Source organism: Fusibacter sp. (genome assembly GCF_057447755.1).
Map to the genome: position 1 here is coordinate 1 of NZ_JBVBZF010000507.1, position 1,674 is coordinate 1,674.

Genomic DNA, 1,674 nt, shown 5'->3' on the forward strand with positions numbered 1-1,674 from the left:
CATTCCCTTTTTTATGCCCTTCATATTCTTCGAAGCCAATCAGTGGCAAGCAGTTGGATTTGAAGGCATAGCACACTTGATTTTCCTGAGCATATTTGCATCCGTTTTAGGCTTTTACTATTATGCAAAAGCAATGGACTTGTTGGGGGTATCAGAAGCATCCATATTTATCAACTTTCTACCCATCGTAACGATTATTTTCAGCTTCTTTTACCTTGGAACGCTGATTTCGATGCGACAATTCATAGGTGGTGCCTTGGTACTTTCGTCGGTGACAATCACGACACTTCACGAACAAAAAAATAAAGGACATGATCGGGTTTGCGAAGATTCAAGTGATCTGGCAATCGAAAGTGAATCCTAATAAAAACGTATTATTTTAAATATGTATTTGAATCAAAACATCCTCTTGAGGGATGTTTTTTTATGTTTTGGTGATGAATTTAAAGGGGGGTGCCGATATATTATATAGAATATGGCATATAATCGGTTTGTGGAGAACTGTAAAGCATACAAAGGAGCAACATATGAAAATCAGCCAGCTTTTACAAAGCCTAAAAATAGATCAGAATTATGATCTCAAGTCTAAAACAAAAACCACAAGTGTAGATACAAGTGAATCCATTTTAGAGAGCTTCAAAAGCAAATCATCTTCAGTCAATCAATTGGCTTCAAAATATCAAGTGAATTTGACTGAAAAAGAAGCCACTTCAATTGATAATTTTATGAAGCAAACCAGTGGTCCGCTTGAGGACAAACTTAATACTGTTGAAATCGCCATGTATAAAGGGATTGAGCTCAATGACGAAAATTTGGAGTCAATCCATACAGCACTTACCAAGGACCCAGACATGGAAGTTGATCTTTTAATGCCTGAAGCAGTGACGAAGGATTCTGGTACTTTGGATTCAGTGATTGATAACCTAAAGCTCCCTGAAAACATTAAGGCGGTTCTTAAGAGGGCAATTAAAGAAGGGGCAAGTATAGAGGATGCTGTAAAGATGGTGGCGAAAAAGATCCTTGAAGCCTTACCGGATCAGTACAGGGCTTCTTTTGAAGGTGTACTAAGCTCAGGAAATGTAGGTGAATTATCGGATGCTATGGTGAACATGGTTAAGAACATGACCTTGTCAGCTGACCAAGTGACAGCAATCTTAAGCATTAACTTAAATCAAAGTGGCATTTCTGATGGAAGCATAAGTTTACAAACAGATGCAAATCGAATCCAAATGTTGATTGATGCCCTATCGGACAACCAAGGTGCAAGTGTTGAATCGGGTAAAGGTCAAGAGGCTTCAATACATTTGCTTGAGACTCTTTTTAAGGCCTTGACAGGCGAGGATACAGAGATTAATTTTGATGATGCAATTGGTGATTTGGTATCAAAGGTAAATGAAAACCAGGTGCTTAAGGCAATTTTATTGGCCTTTATTAAACCCCAACCTGATGAAAGTGGCATTGTTCTTGACAGGGGGGGATTTACAGATGAGTCTAATGTTTTAAGTCGTGATGGCAATCTTACTTTGACCGATAGGACTGGTGATCCTTCCAAGGATGCATCATCGGCAACTCATAAATCAGATGCATCAGGTATTGATCAAGAAAGACTTCAAAGTGAACTGTCTCTTGGAGACTTAGCTGATCTTGATGAAGAAAGTATTTTACGTGCCTTGG

General features: G+C 38.6%; 2 protein-coding genes. Both read left to right on the forward strand.

The window, feature by feature from the left end:
• The coding region (locus tag AC220I_RS22185; protein WP_486726047.1) for a DMT family transporter at nucleotides 1-364 on the forward strand (364 nt) is incomplete at its 5' end.
• A gap of 163 nt (nucleotides 365-527) precedes the next feature.
• On the forward strand, nucleotides 528-1,674 hold a 1,147-nt coding region (locus tag AC220I_RS22190; protein WP_486726048.1), incomplete at its 3' end, for a hypothetical protein.